17 protein-coding genes, 7 tRNA genes and 1 pseudogene are annotated in these 24,030 nt (G+C 42.4%); 21 read left to right on the top strand and 4 right to left on the bottom strand.

Going from position 1 to position 24,030, the window contains the following annotated elements; genetic code table 11:
* The first annotated feature begins 2 nt into the window (after positions 1-2).
* From GJU40_RS09940 to GJU40_RS09875, 14 genes and pseudogenes are all read left to right on the top strand, one after another.
* A tRNA-Phe gene (locus GJU40_RS09940) sits at positions 3-75 on the top strand.
* 25 nt (positions 76-100) lie between these two features.
* Positions 101-176, top strand: a tRNA-His gene (locus GJU40_RS09935).
* Positions 177-188: 12 nt separating this feature from the next.
* A tRNA-Gly gene (locus GJU40_RS09930) sits at positions 189-262 on the top strand.
* Between the two features lie 14 nt (positions 263-276).
* A tRNA-Ile gene (locus GJU40_RS09925) sits at positions 277-350 on the top strand.
* A 17-nt stretch (positions 351-367) separates the two neighbouring features.
* Positions 368-442, top strand: a tRNA-Asn gene (locus tag GJU40_RS09920).
* Positions 443-452: 10 nt separating this feature from the next.
* Positions 453-543 (top strand) — tRNA-Ser (locus GJU40_RS09915).
* 13 nt (positions 544-556) lie between these two features.
* Positions 557-628 (top strand) — tRNA-Glu (locus GJU40_RS09910).
* Between the two features lie 827 nt (positions 629-1,455).
* A pseudogene (gene glgB / locus GJU40_RS09905) lies at positions 1,456-3,385 on the top strand (1,4-alpha-glucan branching enzyme); the annotation flags it as partial.
* Positions 3,342-4,502 (top strand): glucose-1-phosphate adenylyltransferase, encoded by a 1,161-nt coding sequence (locus tag GJU40_RS09900; protein WP_212029815.1) that lies wholly within the window; start codon positions 3,342-3,344, stop codon positions 4,500-4,502. The pseudogene glgB and the gene GJU40_RS09900, both read left to right, overlap by 44 nt.
* A 19-nt stretch (positions 4,503-4,521) precedes the next feature.
* On the top strand, positions 4,522-5,553 hold the full coding sequence (locus tag GJU40_RS09895; protein ID WP_425481216.1) for a GlgC family sugar phosphate nucleotidyltransferase: 1,032 nt from the start codon (positions 4,522-4,524) through the stop codon (positions 5,551-5,553).
* Positions 5,550-7,001 carry a glycogen synthase GlgA gene (gene glgA, locus GJU40_RS09890; protein ID WP_343031498.1) on the top strand — a complete coding sequence of 484 codons (1,452 nt, stop codon included), beginning with the start codon at positions 5,550-5,552 and terminating at the stop codon, positions 6,999-7,001. Before GJU40_RS09895 ends, glgA begins: the two co-directional genes overlap by 4 nt.
* Complete coding sequence (locus GJU40_RS09885) at positions 6,991-9,390, top strand: glycogen/starch/alpha-glucan phosphorylase (protein ID WP_343031497.1); 2,400 nt, start codon at positions 6,991-6,993, stop codon at positions 9,388-9,390. The genes glgA and GJU40_RS09885 overlap by 11 nt, the downstream gene beginning before the upstream one ends.
* A 189-nt stretch (positions 9,391-9,579) precedes the next feature.
* A complete protein-coding gene (locus tag GJU40_RS09880) occupies positions 9,580-9,729 on the top strand; it encodes a hypothetical protein (RefSeq protein WP_154307594.1) in 150 nt (49 codons plus the stop codon).
* Positions 9,730-9,887: 158 nt separating this feature from the next.
* The gene (locus GJU40_RS09875; protein ID WP_154307593.1) at positions 9,888-10,439 is read left to right on the top strand and encodes an aspartyl-tRNA synthetase; all 552 of its coding nucleotides are present in this window, start codon (positions 9,888-9,890) and stop codon (positions 10,437-10,439) included.
* Between the two features lie 57 nt (positions 10,440-10,496).
* On the opposite strand, the gene GJU40_RS09870 is transcribed toward GJU40_RS09875, so the two are convergent.
* Together GJU40_RS09870 and GJU40_RS09865 are read right to left on the bottom strand one after the other, a co-directional pair.
* Positions 10,497-10,856 (bottom strand): hydrolase, encoded by a 360-nt coding sequence (locus GJU40_RS09870; protein WP_154307592.1) that lies wholly within the window; start codon positions 10,854-10,856, stop codon positions 10,497-10,499.
* A gap of 72 nt (positions 10,857-10,928) precedes the next feature.
* Positions 10,929-12,662: an ABC transporter substrate-binding protein gene (locus GJU40_RS09865; protein WP_154307591.1), complete on the bottom strand. Its 1,734-nt coding sequence runs from the start codon at positions 12,660-12,662 to the stop codon at positions 10,929-10,931.
* Positions 12,663-12,784: 122 nt separating this feature from the next.
* Between GJU40_RS09865 and GJU40_RS09860 the strand changes: the two genes are divergently transcribed.
* On the top strand, positions 12,785-14,035 hold the full coding sequence (locus tag GJU40_RS09860) for an MDR family MFS transporter (protein WP_154307590.1): 1,251 nt from the start codon (positions 12,785-12,787) through the stop codon (positions 14,033-14,035).
* A 97-nt stretch (positions 14,036-14,132) separates the two neighbouring features.
* On the opposite strand, the gene GJU40_RS09855 is transcribed toward GJU40_RS09860, so the two are convergent.
* Positions 14,133-14,900 (bottom strand): yteA family sporulation protein, encoded by a 768-nt coding sequence (locus GJU40_RS09855; protein ID WP_154307606.1) that lies wholly within the window; start codon positions 14,898-14,900, stop codon positions 14,133-14,135.
* A gap of 200 nt (positions 14,901-15,100) precedes the next feature.
* Positions 15,101-16,039 carry a 1,4-dihydroxy-2-naphthoate polyprenyltransferase gene (locus tag GJU40_RS09850; protein WP_154307589.1) on the bottom strand — a complete coding sequence of 313 codons (939 nt, stop codon included), beginning with the start codon at positions 16,037-16,039 and terminating at the stop codon, positions 15,101-15,103.
* A gap of 299 nt (positions 16,040-16,338) precedes the next feature.
* Between GJU40_RS09850 and GJU40_RS09845 the strand changes: the two genes are divergently transcribed.
* The 6 genes from GJU40_RS09845 (at position 16,339) to menC (ending at position 23,860) form a co-directional block, all read left to right on the top strand.
* On the top strand, positions 16,339-17,760 hold the full coding sequence (locus GJU40_RS09845) for an isochorismate synthase (protein ID WP_246188332.1): 1,422 nt from the start codon (positions 16,339-16,341) through the stop codon (positions 17,758-17,760).
* On the top strand, positions 17,741-19,495 hold the full coding sequence (menD, locus tag GJU40_RS09840) for a 2-succinyl-5-enolpyruvyl-6-hydroxy-3-cyclohexene-1-carboxylic-acid synthase (protein ID WP_343031500.1): 1,755 nt from the start codon (positions 17,741-17,743) through the stop codon (positions 19,493-19,495). Before GJU40_RS09845 ends, menD begins: the two co-directional genes overlap by 20 nt.
* Positions 19,495-20,334 carry a 2-succinyl-6-hydroxy-2,4-cyclohexadiene-1-carboxylate synthase gene (menH, locus tag GJU40_RS09835; protein WP_154307587.1) on the top strand — a complete coding sequence of 280 codons (840 nt, stop codon included), beginning with the start codon at positions 19,495-19,497 and terminating at the stop codon, positions 20,332-20,334. Before menD ends, menH begins: the two co-directional genes overlap by 1 nt.
* Positions 20,324-21,142 (top strand): 1,4-dihydroxy-2-naphthoyl-CoA synthase, encoded by an 819-nt coding sequence (gene menB / locus GJU40_RS09830; RefSeq protein WP_154307586.1) that lies wholly within the window; start codon positions 20,324-20,326, stop codon positions 21,140-21,142. Before menH ends, menB begins: the two co-directional genes overlap by 11 nt.
* 134 nt (positions 21,143-21,276) lie before the next feature.
* A complete protein-coding gene (locus GJU40_RS09825) occupies positions 21,277-22,743 on the top strand; it encodes an o-succinylbenzoate--CoA ligase (protein WP_154307585.1) in 1,467 nt (488 codons plus the stop codon).
* Positions 22,736-23,860, top strand: a complete 1,125-nt coding sequence (menC, locus tag GJU40_RS09820) for an o-succinylbenzoate synthase (RefSeq protein WP_154307584.1) — start codon at positions 22,736-22,738, stop codon at positions 23,858-23,860. Before GJU40_RS09825 ends, menC begins: the two co-directional genes overlap by 8 nt.
* Positions 23,861-24,030 lie beyond the last annotated feature (170 nt).

Raw genomic sequence — 24,030 nt, 5'->3', positions numbered from 1 at the left:
TTGGCTCGGTAGCTCAGTCGGTAGAGCAATGGACTGAAAATCCATGTGTCGGCGGTTCGATTCCGTCCCGAGCCACCTTTTAGAATATAAGTGAATTATGGCGGTTGTGGCGAAGTGGTTAACGCACCAGATTGTGGCTCTGGCACTCGTGGGTTCGATTCCCATCAATCGCCCCATTTAAATTCATTGCGGGTGTAGTTTAATGGTAAAACCTCAGCCTTCCAAGCTGATGTCGTGGGTTCGATTCCCATCACCCGCTCCATTTCTAGGTTAAATGGGCCTGTAGCTCAGCTGGTTAGAGCGCACGCCTGATAAGCGTGAGGTCGATGGTTCGAGTCCATTCAGGCCCATCACCCATTTTTATTTTTCCGCAGTAGCTCAGTGGTAGAGCTATCGGCTGTTAACCGATCGGTCGCAGGTTCGAGTCCTGCCTGCGGAGCCATTTTTATTTAGGGGAAGTACTCAAGAGGCTGAAGAGGCGCCCCTGCTAAGGGTGTAGGTCGCGTAAGCGGCGCGAGGGTTCAAATCCCTCCTTCTCCGCCAGTATCTTATATTAGGCCCGTTGGTCAAGCGGTTAAGACACCGCCCTTTCACGGCGGTAACACGGGTTCGAATCCCGTACGGGTCATCCACTTTAAAAAAGTCGCTGCAGCATGCAGCGGCTTTTTTTGTATATTAAAACCTCATCTTCAAGCACCTCAAATCATTCGATAGATTTTTCAATCAATAATCTCATGTTTCTTCCTTGCCGCGTTCTAGCCTCTCTCTGGGCGTATAGCGGCTTTTTCGTGTACAAACAGGAGACATTCTCCTATGTCCGCATTAAACGGCAGTTCTCCAAACATATAAGAGAGGTTATATTTTGTCATGTGTTTTTGCAGCTCTGCCGATTAGAGGTCCATCCTTGAGTAGATGAGTTATAAACTTCACAGCTTTCTCCTGCTTTGTTTCTATTATTCATATCTGCATTGATATTTCAGTTCTTTCAACAGCTGTTCTTTCACCGCTTCAATTTAGTTCGCAACGGTAATTTCTTACTTTGACACTGAGCAATTCTTCCTCTCACTTTTCTGCAGTTCTTAAAATATTCGTGAATGAAGCTCAATTTCTCGTTCAAACATACTTGAAAAACACATTGTATCGTTCGACTATATCCTCCAATGTGTCGAATAAAATACTTTATAGATATAGTAAAAATTCCGTCTGTCATTACGAAGGTTAAGCTTGAAACATCCCTATTTACAAAGATTAGTTGTAAGTAATCCCAATTTTTACTCTCAATTTTTTCTTTTTAATTTATAGATTTACTTTTATGTAATAACTTTTTTTAAAATTAGTGGACAATTGGCGTTTCTTGTCAAAAAAAAGAAGCGTTTCTTTTAAAGGAAATAAGGGATTGTTCTTGAATACAGTACATTATCCTGAAGTAAGTATGTTATATAGGAAGGAGTGGGAATGTTGTTAGCCGTGGCACCATCAAACTTGGATATTCATCTTTTTCATGAAGGAAATCTCTTTGAAAGTTATAAAACTTTCGGTGCGCATTTGCAAACAATAAATGGAATCAGCGGAACACGCTTTTGTGTATGGGCGCCCCACGCAAGAGAAGTACGGGTAGTCGGTGATTTTAATCAGTGGGATGGTCGCAGACATATCTTAAAAACAGTCGGTAATAAGGGAATTTGGGGACTGTTTACTGAGGATGTAAAGGAAGGGGATCTTTATAAATATGAGATTCATACTGCCTCTGGAAAAGTTCTGCTAAAGTCAGATCCTTATGCGTTTTACTCTGAAACAAGGCCGGCCACAGCTTCCATTGTGTATTCTATGGAGGGTTATAAATGGAGTGACGCCAAATGGCAGAGAAAAAAACGTCTTAAGGCTGTCTATGACCGGCCTATGTCGATATATGAGCTTCACCTTGCTTCCTGGAGGAAAAAAAAGGATGGAAGTTTATATTCATATGCTGAATTAGCTGAAACACTTATCCCATATGCGCTTCAGCAGGGATTCACTCACATTGAAATACTCCCGCTGGTAGAGCACCCTTATGATAGATCATGGGGCTATCAGGGAACAGGCTATTATTCTGCTACAAGCAGATACGGCACGCCGCATGAACTTATGGCTTTCATTGATCAATGCCATCAAAATGATCTTGGTGTCATCCTTGACTGGGTGCCAGGCCACTTTTGCAAAGACGAACATGGGCTGTACATGTTTGACGGCCAGCCATTATATGATTATCAGTTTCCGCAGGACAGGGAAAATCATGTATGGGGAACAGCTAACTTTGATCTTGGCAAACACGAAGTACATAGTTTTCTCATCTCCAATGCTTTATTTTGGATGAAATATTTTCATATAGACGGATTCAGGGTTGATGCGGTATCAAATATGATCTATTGGCCAAACTCTGACGAATCCTCCGTCAATCAGTATGCTCTTGCGTTTTTGAAGAAACTGAACAAAACAGTCTTTCACCATGATCCGGGAATATTGATGATTGCTGAAGATTCTACAGACTGGCCTGGTGTTACATCCCCTGTACATGAGGGCGGTCTTGGATTCAATTATAAATGGAATATGGGCTGGATGAATGATGTACTTCAGTATATGGAAGCCCAACATCACCAGCGGAAACATCTTCATGACAAAATTAGTTTTTCCCTTCTGTATGCGTTCAGTGAAAACTTTATTTTGCCTTTTTCACACGATGAGGTGGTTCACGGCAAAAAATCATTATTAAACAAGATGCCGGGAGATCACTGGCAGAAATTTGCCCAGCTGAGGCTCCTGCTTGGATTCATGATTGTCCATCCGGGAAAAAAACTTTTATTTATGGGCAGCGAATTTGGACAATTTGATGAATGGAAGGATTTAGAAGAACTGGATTGGGGCATAAAAGAAGAACATGAGATTCATAGAAAAACCAGCGCTTACTTTCTTGAGCTAATGAGCACTTATAAAAAGCAGCGTGCTTTGTATGAGCTTGACCATTCCCCGGAAGGCTTTGAATGGATTGATGTGACCAATCGGGAACAAAGCATTTTTTCTTTTATCAGAAAAAGCAAAAGGGATAATGAGCTCGTGGTTGCAGTTTGCAATTTTACACCGAGAACGTATCATTCCTACAAAGTAGGTGTACCAGTCAATACAAAATACATTGAGATTTTAAACAGTGATTCTCAGCAGTATGGCGGATCAGGGCAGATTAACAAAAAAGAAATGACAGCGATTGAGGAAAGCTTTCACGGGAGGCCGTTTCATATTGAAATGACCATCCCTCCTTACGGGATTTCAATTTTAAGAGCAGTCAGAAAAAGGAGGAAAGCAACATGTTGAAAAAGAAGTGTGTAGCAATGCTGCTGGCAGGCGGAAAAGGCAGCAGACTGAGCAGCCTGACCAAAAACCTTGCCAAACCAGCTGTGCCGTTTGGCGGAAAGTATCGAATTATAGATTTTACATTAAGTAATTGCACCAACTCCGGCATAGACACTGTAGGGGTTCTTACTCAATATCAGCCGCTCCTTTTAAATTCTTACATTGGAATAGGAAGTGCCTGGGATCTTGACAGGAGAGACGGAGGAGTTACTGTTCTGCCTCCTTTTGCAGAATCCTCAGAAGTAAAGTGGTATAAAGGGACAGCAAGCGCCATTTACCAAAATATGAATTATATCAAACAGTACGACCCGGAATATGTGCTGATTTTATCCGGTGATCATATCTACAAAATGGATTATGCAAAAATGCTTCAATATCATATTGATAAAAAAGCGGATGCCTCTATATCTGTTGTTGAAGTGCCATGGGATGAAGCAAGCCGTTTTGGAATTATGAATACCAATGAAAAAATGGAAATTGTTGAGTTTGATGAAAAGCCGGCAAATCCCAAAAACAATCTTGCTTCTATGGGGATTTATATTTTTAACTGGGGCCTCTTAAAAGAATATCTTGAAATGGACGAGAGAAATCCATACTCCAGCCATGATTTTGGAAAGGATATTCTGCCCTTGCTGCTTGATGAAAAGAAGCGCTTGATGGCCTATCCTTTTAAAGGATACTGGAAGGATGTAGGAACTGTAAAAAGCTTATGGGAAGCCAATATGGATCTATTAAAGGATCAGTCTCAGCTTAACTTGTTTGATCATGAGTGGAGAATTTATTCCGTCAATCCCAACCATCCCCCCCAGTATATTGCTGAACATGCAGAGGTGATGGATTCGCTGGTTCCGGAGGGGTGTGCTGTACATGGCACAATTGAACATTCAGTTCTTTTCCAAGGGGTTACCGTCGGCAGAAGTTCTTATGTGAAAAATTCAGTTATCATGCCTGAAGCCTATATTGGAGATCACGTTTATATTGAAAATGCAATCGTTCCTGAGGGAACCGTTATTCCTGACGGCATGATCATCAAGCCTGAGAATGAGCAGGAAGAGGTAGTGCTGGTTACGCAAGATTATATTGAACAATTCAAAAGTGAAAACCCTATAGAACTTTAAGACTAAGCAGAGAGAGGGGATCATGGCAATGAATATGCTGGGAATTATCGATGCAACTACCTATAAAGAGGATATTTCTGATCTTATAAAAAACAGGTCAATGGCTGCTATTCCTTTTGGCGGAAGATACAGACTGATCGATTTTGTACTATCCAATATGGTGAATTCGGGTATTAGAAGTGTGGCAATTTTCCCTAAATATCAATACCGGTCTTTAATGGATCATTTAGGTTCAGGAAAGCAATGGGATTTAAACCGTAAAAGAGACGGGCTGTTCTTCTTTCCTTCTCCAACTTCCAGTCAGGAGTATGATGAGTTTGCTTCTTTCAGGCAGTTTTCCGACCATCTTGACTACTTTTCGAGAAGCAGCCAGGAATATGCTGTGATTGCAAACAGTTATACAGTATGCAATATAGATTTGCAAAAGGTGCTCCATCAGCATCTTTCAATGGGATGCGATATCACTGAAGTAACCAGCATGGGCAAGCCACTGGAGATTTATATACTGTCTAAGGATCTGCTGCTTAACCTGATTCACGGATATCAGCACACGGGATTCCGAACCCTGCAAGAAGCAATTGCAAACGAATACAGCCAGTTCCAAGTATGCCAATATGAGCATGGGGAATACGCTGCAGTTGTCGACTCTATTCAAAATTATTATCAATATAATCTTGATTTGCTTAAACCACAGGTTTGGAAACAGCTGTTTATGAAAAACAGGCCGATCCTGACAAAAGTAAAAGATGAACCTCCTACAAAGTACTACAAAGAAAGCAGTGTAAAAAATTCAATAATAGCCAACGGCTGTAAAATTGAAGGAACGGTGGAAAACAGTATCATCTTCCGTTCCGTTCATGTTGGAAAAGGGACTGTTATCAAAAACAGCATTATTATGCAGAAGTCGCAAGTTCAGGATAATTGTTTCCTTGAAAATGTCGTTCTGGATAAGGATGTTAAATTGGGAACCGGAGTTGAGCTGAGAGGCTCCATACATGCTCCGCAGGTTCTAAGAAAAGGAACAGTCCAAGGAGCGCTGATGAACTCGTGAAGATATTATTTGCTGTATCAGAATGTGTCCCTTTTATAAAATCGGGAGGGCTTGCCGATGTGGCAGGCGCCCTTCCGAAAGAATTATTGAAGCTTGGAACAGAAGTCAGGGTTATGCTTCCTAAATACGGAGCAATTTCTGAAGAACTCTTAAAAGGTCTGAACACGGTCAAAAACATTGAAGTTAAAGTCGGCTGGCGCAGCAAGTATTGCGGTATTCAGGAGCTCATACATGAGGGTGTGCACTATTATTTTATTGATAATGAATATTACTTCAAGAGAAGTTCCCTGTACGGTGAGGTTGATGATGGAGAACGTTTTGCCTTCTTTTCCAAAGCTGTCTTGGAAGTATGCAGGGCACTCAATTATCAGCCTGATATTATTCATTGTCATGATTGGCATACCGCCATGGTACCTTACCTTTTAAAAGAGTCATACAGCAGTGAACCTTTTTATCAGGATATGAAAACAGTATTTACCATCCATAATCTGCAATTTCAAGGTGTTTTTCCATACTCAGTTCTCGGGGAGCTGCTGAATCTGGATGATTCCCACTTTACATACGAAAAGCTTGAATACCATGACAACGTGAATTTTATGAAAGGTGCACTTTCTTCAGCAGATGCCATAACAACAGTAAGTCCTACTTACCGAAATGAGATTCAGACACCGTATTATGGAGAAGGTCTCGACAGCCTGTTGAGGCATAGAGATGACTCATTAAGAGGGATACTGAATGGAATCGATTCTGCGATATATAATCCGGCTGCAGACTCTCTTATTGAACAGCCATACAGTGAGGATACTCTTCATTACAAGCGAAGAAATAAACTCGCTTTGCAAAAAGAATTCGGGCTGCCCCAATCGGAGGAAATTCCGTTGATTTCCATGGTAACAAGGCTGACCAAACAAAAGGGCCTGGATTTAATGAAACGGGTTCTGCATGAAATGCTGGATTGGGATGTTCTATTTATCATTCTTGGGTCAGGAGACCGTGAATTTGAAGATTTCTTCCGATCCATGGAACATGCTTATCCGCAAAAGTGCAAGGCATATATAGGTTTCGATGAACCTCTTGCCCATCGTATTTATGCTGGATCTGACATGTTTCTGATGCCATCTCAGTTTGAACCGTGCGGGCTGGGCCAGCTGATTGCTCTCCGCTACGGCTCACTGCCGATTGTTAGGGAAACGGGCGGATTGAATGATACAGTTGATCCTTACAATGAATATACCGGTGAAGGAAACGGATTCTCTTTCACGAATTTTAATGCTCATGATATGAAGTATACGGTTCAGTATGCTGTTGAATTGTACAGCCAAAAAGAAACTTGGGAGAATATTGTGAAATCGGCAATGTCCAAGGATTGCAGCTGGTCTGCTTCTGCCAATGAATATCAGCGGTTATATGCTGAATTAATTCCTGGGAGGGACATACGTGTTCTCTAACAAAGATGAATTTAAAGATAGTTTCCTGAAAAGGATAGAGATGATGTATGGAAAAAGCTTTCAGGAGTCGACCAGGAGAGATCAGTTTCAGGTGCTGGGGAATATGGTCAGGGAACATATTAGCTCAAATTGGATTTTAACAAATGAAGCAAACAGAACAGCAGGAGGCAAACAGGTTTATTACCTGTCTATTGAATTTTTGCTGGGAAGGCTTTTAGGACAGAATTTATTGAATCTGAATTTGTATAGTATTGTGGAAGAAGGATTAAGTGAGCTTGGTATTCAGCTAAGTGAAATAGAGGAATCAGAAAGTGATCCGGGACTTGGAAATGGTGGTTTGGGCCGTCTTGCAGCCTGCTTCATGGACTCACTGGCTTCGCAAGATCTGCCGGGCCATGGGCAGGGAATCCGTTATAAGCACGGTCTGTTTGAGCAGAAAATTGTTGACGGATATCAGGTAGAACTTCCAGAACAATGGCTTCGTCATGGAAACGTATGGGAAGTCAGAAAGCCTGATCAGGCTATTGAAATCTCTTTTTGGGGAAAAGTTGACATTCATCAGGAAAATGATGAAATGTTTTACAGGCAGAAGGATGCAGAAAAAATTATGGCAGTTCCATATGATATGCCCGTCGTGGGAGCAGATACGAAAACGGTGAATACATTAAGGCTCTGGAGTGCTGAGCCTGTTCATAATATCGTCCACAGAGATATACTGCAATATAAGAGGGAAACCGAAGCGGTATCAGAATTTTTGTATCCTGATGATACACATGATGACGGAAAAACGCTTCGCCTGAAGCAGCAGTATTTTTTGGTTTCCGCCAGCCTTCAGAGCATGATAAAAGCTTATAAAAACAAACATGGCTGTTTAAAAGATTTCCACAAACATGTGTCCATACATGTGAATGATACCCACCCTGTTCTGGCCATTCCGGAATTTATGCGTATTCTTCTTGATGAGGAAGGACTTGGCTGGGAAGAAGCATGGAATATGACAATTTCAACCTTTTCTTACACCAATCATACGACTCTTTCGGAAGCCTTGGAGAAATGGCCGGTATATATATTCCGCCCTCTGCTGCCGAGAATTTATATGATAGTGGAAGAAATCAATGAACGCTTTTGCAGGGATTTGTGGAAAGCATACCCGGGAGACTGGGGCAGAATTGAAAACATGGCTATTATTGCCCATGATGTTGTGAAAATGGCTCATCTTGCGATTGCAGGCAGTTACAGTGTTAATGGCGTTGCAAAAATACATTCAGATATTCTAAAAAACAGAGAAATGAAGCTGTTTTATGAATATTTCCCTGAAAAATTCAATAACAAAACAAACGGCATCACTCATAGAAGATGGCTGTTAAAGGCAAACCCGGAGATTTCTGAGCTTATTTCAGAAAGCATTGGAACACAGTGGAAACAAAAGCCTGAACTGATTAGCATGCTCCTTCCGTTTTCAAATGATGCCGCCTTGAAAGAAAAGGTTTCGGCAGTCAAGCAGCATCGGAAAAGAATTCTGGCAGAACGGATATATAAGCAAAATGCTATAAAAGTAGATGAACATTCCATTTTTGATGTACAGGTAAAACGGCTGCATGCCTATAAAAGGCAGCTGTTGAATGTTCTGCACATTATGTATTTGTATAATAGAATTGAAGAGGATGCCAACTTTTTTATCCAGCCCCGCACATTTATTTTTGGCGCGAAAGCATCGCCGGGTTATTATTATGCAAAAAAAATAATCAAACTGATCAATTCGCTAGCTGATAAAGTAAACAGTCACCCTCGTGTCTCTTCCATGCTGAAGGTAGTTTTTATGGAAAACTACCGTGTTTCTCTTGCAGAAGATATCATTCCGGCTGCTGATGTGAGTGAACAGATTTCCACTGCCAGCAAAGAGGCATCAGGCACCGGCAACATGAAATTTATGATGAATGGCGCCCTTACGCTTGGTACACTTGATGGAGCTAATATAGAAATAAAAGAAATGGTCGGGGACGATAATATCTTTATTTTTGGATTATCTGCAGAGGAAGTGCTGAATTACTCTGAAAATGGGGGATACAGGGCGGAAGAGTACTATCATCATGATTTAAGAATACGGCAGGTAGTTGATCAGCTGATAAACGGCTACTTTCCTGACTGTAACGGCGAATTTGAGGCAATCTATGATTCTCTTCTGTCCCATAATGACCAATATTTTGTACTAAAAGACTTTGCATCGTATATAAGGGCGCAGGAAGAAGTAGACAGTTCCTACAAAGACCAGGATGCCTGGTCGAAAAAAGCAATCATCAATATAGCAAATTCTGGGCACTTTTCAAGTGACAGAACCATCCGTGAATATGCGGAGCAGATTTGGGGAATCAAACCCCTCATCATATAAAATGTAAGCAGGACTTTCGTATTGGGCTTTATGAGAATTTTTAATAGATTTTGTCGAATTGCAGCGTTTTTCCTAAGAATGTCCGTTCGGTGTTATAGCTGAATTCTATGGCTTTGGAACCGGTATGCTGTGTTTTCTGCCTCCAATAAAAGGGAATGTACAAACAAGAAGTGTTAGAGGAGGGGTTAGATGAGCAACGGTAAAAACGATCATGAAAGCTTGCTTCAATACGAAAAGAAAGCCCAGAGCGGCAAGGAAAGCCCGACAGACAAGGCAAATAAAGAAAGACTACCTGATCAGCAAAATCGTCTGAAAGATCAGGAAAACCTCAGAAAATAACATAAAGATACCTGCGTGAGAAGCTACATAGAAAGGGTCAAATTCAAAGGAATTTGGTCCTTTCTATTTTTTTATGAAATTGCTCCAAAAGTTACTGAGAGTGCAGCCCTGAATCCTGTATAATACTGGTAGATAGTGAAGGGGGATTGCATTTTTTGATGGCGCAGAAAAAATTATCAATTTTGGCAGCAGTAGTTCTTATTCTCACTTCAACTATATTCATCATGTGGTTTGTTTCCGAGAAATCCCGTTCCTATTCAGAACCGCAGGATCCCCTTGTGGCATTTGACAAGGATATTCTCCTTATCCCGGCTTACAAGGGAAACAATGAAGCTTTGTATTTTTTTATAAAAGAACATCATAACCTGGGAGCTGCTTTTGTAGAAGAAGGTCTGCTGGGCTGGAAAGCCAGGATGTTCTCTTGGAGTCCAATGGGAACGAAGTATACAGATAGGCTGAATGGTTACAAAGGTCATGGAGATCAACTGATTTACGGGTTAATTCAGAAAGACGATGACCGGATCATTAAAGTGAATGGTGAAAAAGCAGAAATTCTGCCTTTAGCGGCACTTCCTGAGAAGGAACAGAAAGAATATGGACTTGAGAATATGTGTCTCTGGTATTTTAAGAGTGACATGCCCCTTAAAGGAGGAAACATAGAGCTCGTTGACAATCATACCGGCGAACAGATTGACCGCCTGGAAATATAAAAGACTGCCTGACCGGATTAATTTTTAACCGGCAGGCAGTCTTTTGTTATTTATGTTTTATCTAAATTTATCTATTTCCGGATTTCCTGTGTATTTTGGATCTTCTACAAAACCCATCTCTGCTACATGGCTCTTAGCCTGTTCGTCTCCAAGATCATGAATCATGGCATAAATTTTTTTCATTGCCAGATCATAATGATCATTTTCCGGATCATAATGATACTCTCTGTACGGAATATGAGATCTGACAAAGGTCTCTTTTTCAGCTGAAAGATTTTCACTCATCATATCTCTAAGGGCAGAAACTTCTTCGGGAGTTGCAAAGATCTTAAAATTTTGAGTTGACGATTCAACAGGCACTTCCACCACTCGCATATTGCCGATATCCACATAATAGGTTTGTTTTTCAGAACTCATTGATTATCAGCTCCTGTATCTTTTCTATTTCTATACCACATATTTGAAAAAGTTAATCTTTATCGCACAGAGCTAGCGGGAAATCCAGAGCTTGCAGAGGTCAGGGTAACCGTATGAGCCAGAAGCAATCTCCCTGATCATCGGATGAAAAGAACGTTTTTTCAAAGGATGATGCGTATAAATATATAAACAATGCTCCTGAATGTATGTTTCTATTTCCAGCATCACTTTCTGCTGATCTTCTTTTAAAGAAACAGACTTCATCCTTTGGATCATCTGTTGAATAACCGCTAAATGATCTTCATCAATGAATTGTTTGAATAGCAGGGCTTCATTATGAAAGGCTCCGATAAAGGAGAGAAGGGGGTCGCTGGATGCCACTTCTCCTGATAATGCGGCATCTGCTTCCAGTCCAAGCTTCTGAGTGTAAAGATCGCTCAATTCGTACAGATGATGTTCAAATTGGATACCGTGTCTGGCTGCCTGGGTAATCAGCCATATTGCCTGTTCTTGTGAGTCTTGAAAAGGCAGGGAGTAAAGAGTCAGTTTTTCACCGTTGTATCCTGACTTTTCTAAATGGTAAAGCAGCTGTTCCTCACTTTTTTGAATAACAGGCAATAAATGGCCAAGCCAGTAAAAGTAGGTGGACGCCCCGATTAGTTTTTCTTTTATCTCCAGATCTCTCCACATTTTTTTTGCATCCATTAAGTGATAAAGAGCTCTTCTGAAGTCAGGGTTTTTCATCCATTTGTTCCCCTTCATGTTCAATCCGATAAAACGGAACCCGGTTTCAATTTCCTGTTGTGTGGATCGTTTCTTGTACTCTTTCCCGTTATCTAGATCAAAGGTTAGTTCTCTGGCAGTTTCTCTGGGCATTCTCCAGAACTCCACTCCGTCAAGAAGAGGAGATTTATCAAAATATGCTTCATTCGCAAGCAAAACCAGTTTGCTTTCTGTGTATTCCTTCAGCCTGAAAGGGCCGCTTGCAATCCATTCATTTTCAGCAAACTCCCTGTCGTGGGGAAGGATGATAAACGTTTTTTCTGTTAAGTAACGAAGAAAAAAAGGATCCGGGCTCCCAAGCTCAATCTCGATAATATATGGGGAAACAGCTGTTACATGTTTCACATCCTTAAGCATCCATTTATAAGGTGAGGGGCTTTTCTGAAATCTTTTCAAAGTAAACAATACATCTTTACTGGTCATCTCAAGCCCGTGATGAAATAGAATTCGTTTTCTCAAGTATAAGGTAAACTTGGTGTCATTATTTTCAGCCCGCCAGTGATGGACTGTGTGTGCAGCAATTCCGTCTGACTCAGCATCATACTTTAAGAGAGTGTCTCCCAGTTGAGATGCAAGAAAACTTTCAAATGTAACTGCTATGTCCAGGGGATCAAGTGTGGTCAGCTCCCTGGTGAAAATCGATCTGAGAATATCCTTTTGGTGAATGGAATGCTGCATCCCGAATAATGCCTGTATCGAATCGGCAATAGGGTGAAGCCATGTTTTGGGAAAAGGAAGCTGCAGCATATTGACCAGCTCTTCCACCTTTTTAGCTGCAATGAATGAAGACAATGCAGAGAGAATCTCTTCCTCAAGTTCAGAATGAAACTTGATAGAGGATGAATTTCCTCTTCCCAGGCCGGGCAGGTATGAAAGGGAGCCTTGTTTCTGAAAGAGCTGCAGTTTTCTTTTTACATTTTTTTCAGTGCAAGACCATAATGATGCCAGTTCTTTTTGCGTGAATGGTGCCGAGAGCTCTTGTTCACGTTCATGTAAAAATACCCTCAGCTCCCAATAATCCATAGAAAGTTTGATCGTCTTCTCCTCCTAAAAGGGGACATTTTTTTGAACATTATACCCTTTTTAACCCCTTTTAGGAAAGGGATAATATGGATTAAGGATGTTGAGAAAATGGGGGTATTTTTATGAAGCTGAACAAAAATATTAAATTAAGGATTTTTATCTCTTTTCTAACGCGTGTAAACGGAACAATGATCTTTCCGTTTATGGCCATTTATTTTACAGCTGCTTTGGGACCGGTTACTGCGAGTATGATGCTCGTGACTCAAGTGGCTGTCCAATTTGCAGCAAGTATTTATGGAGGACACTGGGCAGATGTTATGGGGAGAAAGAAACTGATGATGATAGGAGAGATGGTGAAAACAGCTGCCTTCATGGGAATGCTTTTATGCAATACTCCCTATTGGTCTTCTGCATGGGGCACATTTTTTATGCTGCTGCTGATTGGAATTTCTCAGGGGCTGATTATGCCTGCTTCTGAAGCAATGCTGATTGATGTCAGCACAAAGGAAATAAGGTCATTTATGTACTCCGTTAATTATTGGGCGACAAACCTTGCCTTTATGATTGGAATAGCTGCCGGGGGCTGGCTTTATAAGGACTATTTTTACGAGCTGTTAATCAGCCTTGTGATCATGTCCTTTCTCACACTCTGGATGACTGGTGCTCTTTTAACAGAAACGTATCGTCCTGCCGCGGGTAAAAAGGCGGAGGCTGGATTCAGGTCACTTTGGGGAAGCTACCGGAGCGTGATGGCAGATACTCCTTTTTTGCTGTTCACATTGGCGGGCATTGCTATATTATCTCTGGAATTTCAGCGGAATAATTTTGTGGCTGTCAGACTTGAAGAAGAAATTCAATCAGCAGCCTACTTTACATGGCTTGGGGGAGGTATTGAGCTGGATGGAGTGAAGCTGTTGAGTCTTCTGACAATCGAAAATACGCTCCTCATTGTGCTTCTGACTGCGGCAGCTGCAAAATGGCTGCAGAATAAATCTGAAGAGCTCTACATGTATGTAGGCTTTATCTTATTCGGCCTTGGTTTTGGCATCATGTGCTTTGCAGCTGATTTTTACCTGCTTGCACTGTCAGTTTTCATATTATCGATAGGAGAACTGATTTATGTTCCAACCCGGCAATCCCTTCTGGCTGATATGATTGATGAAAGCAAGAGGGGGGCATACATGGCATTTAACGGGTTTGTATTTCAAATAGGAAAGATGTTTGGAGCGCTGGGGATAGTTGTCGGAAAAACTGTCGGTGCAACCGGCATGATGCTGCTTTGCTTCCTGTTTGCACTTATCGGCTGTCTGCTGGCGAGAAAATCGCTGCTGCTGAAAAATAAGGTGAAGGTTGTAAAAGAAATGACTGTCTGAAAAAGAAGATGTATGTAAAACATGTCATACAATAGCAAGATTTCAAACAGTTAAAGGGAATAAAAAAGAGACAAAAAGCAATGGAATTCCATTGCTTTTACTCATTGCTTCTTTCAGCTTCATCCTCTGTGTAGGGATGAATTTCGTATCCGGGAAGATCGCCGAAAATTGTCATTGTACCTTCTTCATCAAGCATTTGCTCATATTCTCTATGCCTGTAATTGGGATATACGGTAATGTTTTTACCCTCAATATCATTACCGATAAAGTTTTCATATTCCTCTGCATATCCTGTGGGGTCATCAGACTCCAAGTACACATCATTGTAATGGTCAACAGGAATATCGAGATCAGAAGGTGTTTCCGAGCTGCCATACCGCATGACATCCTGAAGAGTATCTTCAGCATCATAAGCTTGTACTTCATGCCCGTCAAACTCAAATTTACCGAAAGGAGGCATTAATACGCCTTCTTCTACAGGGCGGGAATGAGATACAATTTGTTCAGGTGCATGCTCCTTGCAGGTTAAAGCAGTTGGAACTGCTTCCAGGCGTTCTTTGGGAATTTCCTTCTTACAGACAGTACATATTCCGTATGTGCCTTCTTCTATCGCTGTTAAGGCATTTTTAATATCATGCAATTCTTCATGAAGGTGTTCATTTAAAGAAAGATCTTTTTCACGTTCATAAAGCTCAGTTGCTTCATCACCCGGATGGTTATCATAGCTCGACAGCTCACCTGTGGAATCATGGGCATGGCTGCGGAACAACCCGAAGTTTTCATTCATCTCGAACCTTTTCTGAATTTCTTCTTGAGTGTGAAGCAATTGGGAGCGGAAGGCGGAAAGCTGTTCCTTGTTTAACATCATAAATACTCCTTCCAGTCAAGATTTCTGCTGCTACCTGTATTATGGGCGATATTAGAAAAAACATGTTTGTAAAAAAATGCATAATAGAGCAGCGTTCTTTGTCTAGAAGAGGGTGAACCATTCAAAAATGAACCAGAGACGCCGAAATTGAAGAAACAGTAAATCTGTATAAAAAAACACGGCTGACAGCAGCCGTGTTACATAAGATGGCTCAAAAAGAGGCCAATCGCAAGAAGAAAACCGAACAATGTATTTGTTTGGGCAGTAGCCTTCATTGCAGGCATCATTTCAATCGGAAGTTTTTTTCCGATAAATGCTTTCACAGCCTGATAAGCTTTGGGTACACTAAGCAATACGACGAGAATAATGGCAGATGAGATACCCATGCCGATAAACAGGAATACGAGCAAATACGATGTTAAAAACATAAAGCCCAAAAATTGAATGGCCCGCTTTCTTCCCAGCAGGATAGCCAGGGTTCTGCGGCCATTCTGTTTGTCGCCTTCCAAGTCCCTGATATTATTGGCAAGCAGTATAGCTCCTACCAGAATCGAAACCGGCAGTGAGACAAGAAAGCCTGTAAAAGTAACAGTTCCTGTCTGGATATAAAACGAAATTAAAATAATGACAACACCCATAAAAAAGCCTGCAACAAGCTCTCCAAGCGGAGTGTAGGCAATTGGAACAGGCCCGCCTGTGTAAAAGTAGCCTGCTGCCATGCATACAAGACCGACAACAGCAATCCACCAGCTGGAAGAGATACAAATGTATATGCCAAGCAGAATGGAGATTCCGAAAAAGGTGAAAGCCAAATTTAAAACCGTTGAAGGCTGAACGCCGTTTCTGACTATAGCTCCGCCAATCCCGACTGAATGTTCATTATCAAGTCCGCGTTTATAGTCAAAGTATTCATTAAACATGTTTGTAGCAGCCTGTATAAGAATCGATGCAATCAGCATCGCTATAAACAGTCCATAATTTATAGATCCTTCCTGCAATGCAAGTACAGTTCCAATCGTTACAGGAATAAATGCAGCTGTTAAAGTGTGGGGCCTGAGCAGCATCCACCAAATGCGCCAGCTTTTATCTGGTTTTAAGGAAGAAGCATGTTCTGCATGAGTATGTGGAGGTATCATGTTTGTTCCTCTCCTTTTAATAACGCTAAATAAATATAATACTCCAAAGCTAAGTTTAGGTAAATAACAAATCTATGTCAATGCTTTTACAGGAACTTTACTTGACTTTTCCTGCCGGCAAACAGTTTCAAAAGGCTTTTTGTTTTAACTGAAAGCGATGGAGACATATAATAATGATAATAGTGGTATTTTTATAAGGGGGCAAAGGTGCTCTGAGGTTGTTCTCATCCTATTGACACACACTCATTAGAGGTGTATCTTAGTATAAGCCATTTTTACGGAATTGGAGGGGGTTCAATTTGATTACAACCAGACAGCATACACTTTCTAGCAATATTGAAGCCGCTTTGGCGGAGGCAAACAGGCTGAAACGTCCAGTCATCGTCAGCCTCATTAAAAAGATAGCGCCATATGACCCCCTCAGTTTTTTCGCTATGGGCGAGAAAAATTATGCAGGAGAGCGGTTCTACTGGTCTTCTCCTGACGGGCTTACTACCTTGGCGGGCCTGGGAAACGAACTGGTTCTTCAGACGGATTATCCTTCCAAAGAAAGGTTTCGTCACATTGAAAATGGATGGAAGCGCTTCAAAAAGTATGTTTATGGAAATCATCAGGGGAGTAACGGGACTGGTCCGCTTTTGTTTGGCGGGTTCTCATTTGACCCTGAAAAAGGACAAAGCGAAACGTGGAGTTCATTTTCATCTGGAAGCTTTTTCATGCCGTCCATGATGCTGACGAAAAATAAATATGAATATTCACTGACCATTAATAAAGTCGTTTATCCTCATGAAAGTCCAAGGCAGTGCGCCGTCCACTTTCATAAAATGGAGAGATCTGTTCATAGAGATGGACAGCATGGAGCCGGAAAAGGGCAGAAGCAGTCAGAATGCTTCTTGCTTGAAGTAGCTTCAGCAGAGTGGCTGGATGCTGTAAAAGCAGCTACAGTTTCAATTAAGAACAAGGAAATTGATAAAGTGGTCCTTGCAAGAGAGGTACAGTTGTCTTTCAAGGAAGAAATAGATCTTTACAGCACACTGGACTCTCTGCAAAAGGAGCAGGATTCCTGTTACATCTTTGCTTTTGAAAACGGCTCAAAATGCTTTATAGGAGCAACACCGGAAAGGCTTGTCAAGAAAGAAGGCGGAACGGTTTTATCTACCTGTCTTGCAGGATCCATACGGAGAGGGCTGACTCCTTCAGAAGATCTTGATTTACAGAATGAGCTGTTGAATGATGAAAAAAATCTCATTGAGCACGAGATTGTTGTGAGGATGATCAGAAATTCCCTGAAGGATCTTTGTGAAAGGGTTTATTCACCCGAGAAACCTGTTATTTTTAAGACGAAAAATATTCAGCATTTATATACACCTGTCAGAGGCTATATGAAAAAAGAATCCTCCCTGCTGCATTTAATAGAAAAATTTCATCCTACTCCTGCATTGGGAGGCTCCCCGCAGCAAGCAGCTGTAGAAATGATCAGGGACATAGAACCAATGAACAGAGGATGGTATGCAGGGCCGATCGGCTGGATTGATTCTCATGATAACGGTGAATTTGCTGTTGCTATCCGCTCCGGCCTTGTTGATGGGAAAGAAGCTCATCTTTTTGCAGGGTGCGGCATCGTTGAAGAGTCTGATCCTGCAGCGGAGTATCAGGAAACCCAAATAAAACTGAAACCGATGCTGTCTGCCTTAGGAGGAAATTACCATGAACAGCAATGAACCATTGACTCTGTTTGTGTCTCAGTTTGTAGAAGAGCTTGTTTTGAGCGGAGTACATGATGCAGTCATCAGCCCAGGGTCAAGGTCTACCCCCCTTGCAGTATTGCTGCAGGATCATGCTGACATGAAAACATATATTCAAATTGATGAACGATCAGCAGGCTTTTTTGCTTTGGGGATTGCGAAAGCCAAACAAAAGCCCGTAGTTCTTGTTTGTACATCTGGTACAGCGGCTGCTAATTATTACCCGGCTGTAGTGGAGGCTTTCCTGTCCCGTATACCGCTTATCATTCTGACTGCCGACAGACCCCATGAGTTAAGGGATGTAGGGGCCCCTCAGGCTATTAACCAAAATAACATGTACGGAGAGTACGTGAAGTGGTTTACTGATGCGGCCCTGCCCGAAGCAGATCCTGGGATGCTCCACTATGTGAGGACACTTGCCGGAAGGGCAGCTGGACATGCTTTGAGCATGCCTATGGGGCCGGTACATCTTAACTTTCCATTCCGTGAGCCACTTATGCCGGATTTGAATCACCCGTTGCTCTGGGCTAAGAAGGAGAGGACCCGCCCAAAAGTATCTGTACCCTCATCAAGGGCAGTGCTGTCAGAACAGCAGTACAAGGAGCTTGCACATACACTGAATACATACCAAAAAGGGATTATTGTCTGCGGTGAGCTAAATGATACGAAAGCTGTACAGGGATTGATAGAGCTATCAGAGCAGCTGGGTTTTCCGATCCTTGCAGATCCGCTTTCTCAGCTGCGGGCGGGCTCTCATCGCAAAGATTTAGTAGTGGAGCATTATGATTCTTTTTTGAAGGATGAGGAAATTGCAGAACTTATCAAACCTGAGATTGTAATTAGGTTTGGCTCTATGCCGGTTTCAAAGCCATTGTTTCTATTGCTGAAAAACGACCCATCTATCTATCAAATCGTAGTAGACAGCAGTGGAGGCTGGAGAGATCCGACCTTGCACAGTGCAGAGATGATTCATTGCAACGAAGCAGAATTTTGTCAGTCCATCATGCTGCATGCCAGAAGAAAAGAGAATGTGTGCTGGGCAGAGAAGTGGCTGAATATTAATCGTCATTATGCTGTACTGCTTAACAAGATTGAAGATTTTGACGGTGAATTGTTTGAAGGAAAGCTGTATATGGAACTGCAGTCAATGCTGCCGCAAACATGCACTCTGTTTGTTGGAAACAGCATGCCAATCAGAGATATAGATACCTTTTTTTCAAAAACAGATAAAGAGATAAAAATTTATGCGAATCGCGGAGCAAATGGAATTGACGGGGTTGTTTCTACAGCATTGGGGATGAGTGCAGCTATAAAAGACCCTGTTTTTCTCCTACTTGGCGATCTATCATTTTATCATGATTTGAATGGCCTGCTTGCCGCCAATCTTCAAAAGCTGTCCCTAACGGTGATCGTTATTAACAATAATGGAGGCGGGATATTTTCGTTCCTACCGCAATCTCAGGAGGAAAAGCATTTCGAAGCACTGTTTGGAACGCCGACTAACCTCGATTTTTCGAAGGCAGCACAACTGTATGGCGCACAATATCAGCTTGCTCAATCTTGGAAACAGTTTTACAGTGCATTTGAGGAGTTGAGCAGTGTCAGTGGATTAAAGATCCTGGAGGTCCGTACGAACCGTCATACCAGGGTAGAAATGCATCGCAATCTGTTGAAATCTGTTTCCCAGGAAATAAAGGAGAAGCTGAAATAATGTTCATTAACCTCCGAAGCTTGAACTGCCATATTGACATATATGGACAAGGTCCTCCGCTTCTTTGTTTACACGGTTTTACCGGAGCAGGTGAAAACTGGCGGCCTTTTATTGATGATTGGGCGCGTTTCAGCAGAGTGATTACAATAGATTTAATCGGCCATGGCAGAACGGATGCACCTGAGGACAGCCGCCGCTATACCATGGAAGAAGCAGTCAATGATCTCAGGGAGCTGCTGCTGAAATTAAATATTGAGAGAATCTCCATCCTGGGGTATTCAATGGGCGGCAGGCTTGCCCTGGCCTTTGCAGCGGCTTTCCCGGAAATGGTCGAAAAACTGATCTTGGAAAGCAGTTCTCCAGGGCTTAAGGATTCAAGGGATCGTGAAGAACGAAAAAAGAGTGACAGCAGCCTTGCCCGTTTGATACGGCAAGAGGGAGTTTCTAAGTTTGTGGAGAGATGGGAAAACATCCCGCTTTTTTCTTCACAGGAGGCACTTTCAGAAGAAATCAAAAGCAGGATGAGGAAGCAAAGAAGAAACAATTCACCTATCGGCCTGGCAAACAGCCTTCTCGGCATGGGCACCGGTGTTCAGAAGCCGTACTGGGAAGTGCTGGAGAAGCTGAATTTTCCGGTGCTGCTGCTGTGCGGAGAATATGATCAGAAATTCTGCGACATTGCAGTCGGCATGCAAAAACTTCTTCCACAAGGTGCTTTGCTGAAAATAAAAGAAGCGGGACACGCAATTCATGTGGAGAAACCGCAGATTTTTGGTAAAATAGTAGAGAAGTTCTTAGTGAGTAACGACAAGAAGGAGGAAGCTACATATGGCAATTGAATGGGTGTCAGAACGACAATACGAAGACGTACTATATGAAACATATAATGGCATTGCAAAAATTACAATAAACAGGCCAGAGGTACATAATGCATTTCGTCCTAAAACGGTCATGGAATTAATTAATGCATTTGCTTATGCTCGTGATGATTCCAACATAGGGGTAATTGTTCTTGCGGGTGCCGGGGACAAAGCGTTTTGTTCCGGCGGAGACCAAAAAGTCAGAGGTCATGGAGGCTATGTTGGTGAAGATGAAATTCCACGCCTGAACGTTCTTGATTTGCAAAGACTGATTCGCGTCATTCCTAAACCGGTAGTAGCAATGGTTTCCGGATATGCGATCGGCGGCGGGCATGTTCTGCATGTGGTGTGCGACCTGACCATTGCAGCTGACAATGCAGTGTTCGGACAAACCGGTCCGAAAGTGGGAAGCTTTGATGCAGGCTATGGCTCGGGCTATCTTGCCAGAATCGTCGGACATAAAAAAGCGCGTGAAATCTGGTTCCTGTGCAGACAGTATAATGCCCAGGAAGCTCTTGATATGGGACTGGTCAATACAGTGGTTCCATTGGAACAGCTGGAGCAGGAAACCGTTCAGTGGTGTGAAGAAATGCTTGAGAAGAGTCCTACAGCGCTTCGCTTCCTGAAAGCTGCCTTTAATGCTGATACGGATGGACTTGCCGGTATTCAGCAATTTGCAGGGGATGCGACGCTTCTCTATTATACAACTGATGAAGCTAAAGAAGGCCGTGATGCTTTTAAGGAAAAGCGCGATCCTGACTTCAAGCAATTCCCAAGATTTCCTTAATATACTTACATTGCAGCTTGATGATCTCATCAGGCTGTTTTCTTTATGGACAAGAGCAGGTGAGTTATAAAGCTGTGGAAACAGGTCCGCTGGTATAAGCTGTCAGACCAGACTGAAAGGGAAGGAATGTCACTATGGATGGATATACAGTACCAAATTTTTTAGCACAAAGAGCATTTTTGACACCGGAGCGGCAGGCCCTGGTCAGTGAAGGAACCAGCCTGACCTTTAAGGAGATGCACTCACTAGTTCTGAAAAGGGCGGCACAATTGTCAAAGGCGGGTGTAAAAGAATCAGATAAAACAGGTGTGCTGATGAGCAATAGCCTGGACATGGCGGTTACCATCCATGCTCTCTTTTATATAGGTTCAACGGCAGTTCTTCTTAATAACAGGCTGACTAGTGAAGAAATAGCATGGCAGTCGAATCATAGTCAGACTGTTATCATCATTACGGACGAGCAATGTAAAAGCAAAGCTCCAGTCAACATCTGCGAGACTGTCAGCATCGCAGACCTGCCGAAAGCAGAGAGTGGATTAAAGAGCTTTTTGGCTGAATTTCCTTTAGAAAAGCCAGCAACCGTGATGTATACTTCAGGAACTACGGGACATCCAAAAGGTGTGATTCAATCATTCGGAAATCATTATTGGAGCGCTGCAGCATCTGCTTTAAATCTTGGTCTTCATCATCAAGACCGCTGGCTCCTGGCCCTGCCCATGTTCCACATTAGCGGCCTGTCAATCCTGCTTCGAAGTGTCATTTACGGAATTTGTGCTGTGATTGCTCCTTCTGCAGACGCACGTTTATTGAACTCACTCATACATCAGCAAAAAATTACGATCATGTCAGCGGTCAGCACGCTTCTAACGGAGATGGTTCAGTCAATGGACGGGAAATATCCTGACTTTTTCAGGTGCATGCTGCTTGGCGGCGGGCCGGCTCCCTTGTCCCTGCTGCAAAAATGTGCAGAAAGGGGCATTCCTATTTATCAAACTTATGGAATGACAGAAACTTCTTCTCAAATTGCTACACTCCCGCCGGAAGACTGTTTTACAAAACTGGGTTCAGCAGGAAAACCTCTTTTTCCCTGCTCAATCAGCATCCAAAATGACAAACAAAACTGCCAGCCCAACGAAGCAGGTGAAATTCTTGTAAAGGGAGCAAATGTTGCGAAAGCATATTTATATGAAGAAGCTGAGCTTACTGACAGCGGGGGCTGGTTCAGAACAGGCGACATTGGCTATCAGGACGAGGAAGGATATCTGTTCCTGCTCGACAGAAGATCAGACTTAATTATTTCAGGCGGAGAAAATGTCTATCCTGCTGAAATTGAAGGTGTCCTTCTTTCACATCCGGATATCTTTGATGCAGGGGTCGTCGGTATGCCGCACGCCAAGTGGGGAGAAGTACCGTGCGCTTTTATCACATCCAGGAAACACCTAGGGGAGCAGGATGTGATGAAATACTGTCAGGAAAAGCTGGCTAAATACAAAGTTCCTCATTCAGTCCGTTTTCTGGAGAAGCTGCCCAGAAACGCTGCAAGAAAACTGCTTAGAAGAAAATTGAAGGATATTCTTCAAGGGGAGTCAGGCAATGTATAATATCAGAAGCATTCACCTTCATCACATTAAAATGACACTGAAAACCCCTTTTGTCAGCAGTCTTGGCACTGTGAAAGAAAGGGAGAGCCTGCTTGTTGAAGTGCGGGATCATCAGGGCTGTACAGGCTGGGGAGAAGCTGTCGCGTTTTCTTCACCCTGGTATACAGAAGAAACAGTCGGGACCTGCAGACATATGCTGAAGGATTTTTTTATTCCAATGCTCCTGAATCATCAATTTGTTTCTCCATCTGAAGTTGGGAAAGCACTCTCGGTTTACCGTAGAAACCCAATGGCGAAAGCTGCCATTGAAAGTGCCTATTGGGACTTGTATGCAAAACTGAATGAAATGTCTCTGTCAAAGCTTTTGGGCGGAACCAGAACAGAGGTTGAGGCGGGTGTCGTGATTGGCATGGGCCGCGTAAAGGAGATGCTCAGCCAGATAGAAGCATATACACATGAAGGCTACCGGCGGATAAAAATAAAAATTAAGCCTCACCAGGATCTTGAAGTGGTCAAGGAAATTCGCGAACACTTTCCTGATATTCTTCTGATGGCTGACGCTAATTCTTCTTATACGCTGAATGATATTCAAAGACTGCAGGCCTTGGATGAATATCAGCTTTTGCTTATAGAGCAGCCCCTTGCAGCTGATGACATAATAGATCATGCTTCCTTGCAAAAATCTATGGTAACACCTATCTGCCTTGATGAAAGCATCACTTCATACCATGATGCCCGCCAGGCTGTTGAGCTTGGCAGCTGCGGAATCATCAGTATTAAACCTGGAAGGGTAGGGGGACTTCAGACAAGCAGAGAGATACATGACTTTTGTGTGAAGAGAGATGTGCCGGTCTGGTGCGGGGGCATGCTTGAGACTGGCATCTCACGTGCGCACAACATTGCGGTTGCTTCACTTCAAGGCTTTACAATACCGGGTGATTTATCATCTTCATCCCGCTATTGGGAGGAGGATATTATTTTGCCGGAGATAAAAGTGGAAAATGGCAGGCTGAAGGTACCTGAAACCCCGGGAATTGGATTTGAAATTAACAATACAGCTCTTGAAAAGTTTCAAATAGCTTATGAAAATTTCTATCCTGACAGGAAATTTCAATAATTTTTACAGCCATATTTTATTTACTGAGAATTTACTTTCCCACCTAGCTGGTATACCATCTAGGTGGGTGTGAAACACCATAATTTCACCCTTTCTGCTTTTTAGTCAGTTATCGATAACTGGCTTTTTTTATATGCAGTATTTTTTTAGATTGTTGGCTGGTATTTCAT

Source organism: Metabacillus lacus (genome assembly GCF_009674805.1).
Lineage (GTDB): Bacteria > Bacillota > Bacilli > Bacillales > Bacillaceae > Metabacillus_C > Metabacillus_C lacus.
The sequence above is the reverse complement of the archived record's forward strand: the minus strand, read 5'-3'. Positions and strand labels throughout refer to the sequence as shown.